Below are 816 nucleotides of genomic sequence, written 5' to 3'. Positions count from 1 at the left end.
CCTCCCACGACGCCTCCAGCAGCAACCGCTGCTGCGGATCCATCGCCAGCGCCTCACGCGGGCTGATCCCGAAGAACCCGGGATCGAACTCGGCGGCGTCGTACAGGAACGCGCCGTGCCGCGTGTAGCTCTTCCCCGGTGCGCCCGGTTCCGGGCTGTACACCCCTTCCACGTCCCAGCCGCGATCGGACGGGAAATCGCTCACCGCGTCCCGAGCCTGCGCGACCAGATCCCACAGGCCCTCCGGCGAGGAGACCCCGCCCGGGAACCGGCAGGCCATGCCCACGATCGCGATCGGCTCGTCGACCACCGAGACATCCGCGACGACCGCCTGCGAAGCCTGGCCACCGGCCAGCTCCCCGGCCAGGTAGTCCGCCACCGCCTCAGCGGTCGGGTAGTCGAAGATGAGCGTGGCCGGGAGCCGCAGCCCGGTCGCCGCGTTGAGCTGGTTGCGGAACTCGACCGCGGTGAGGGAGTCGAAGCCGAGCTCCTGGAACTGGCGCCGATGGTCGATCGCCGACCCGTCGGCGAACCCGAGCACCGTCGCCGCATGCCCTCTGACCAGGCCGGACAGCATCGAATGCCGCTCGGCGGGGTCCAACGCGGCCAGGCGCTGCGCGAGCCCACCGGCCTGGCCCGCCCGCCGTACCGGTGCGCGCCCGGCTGTACGGGTCCTGGTGAATCGGGCGGGGACGAGGACGGGGTGGTCGGTGCGCAGAGCGGTGTCGAGCAGGGCGAGTCCTTCGGGGATGGACAGCGCTTTGACGCCCGCTCGTTCCATTCGTCGTAGGTCGGCTTCGCCGAGGTCTCCTGCCA

At 71.6% G+C, this 816-nt stretch carries 1 protein-coding gene; it reads right to left on the bottom strand.

The genetic code is table 11. The features are described from left to right. On the bottom strand, positions 1-781 hold a 781-nt coding region (locus ACFFRH_RS44315; protein WP_386164214.1), incomplete at its 3' end, for an acyl carrier protein. Positions 782-816 lie beyond the last annotated feature (35 nt).

Origin of the sequence: Streptosporangium vulgare (assembly GCF_042428775.1) — a bacterium.
GTDB classification, from domain to species: Bacteria; Actinomycetota; Actinomycetes; order Streptosporangiales; family Streptosporangiaceae; genus Streptosporangium; species Streptosporangium vulgare.
The sequence above is the reverse complement of the archived record's forward strand: the minus strand, read 5'-3'. Positions and strand labels throughout refer to the sequence as shown.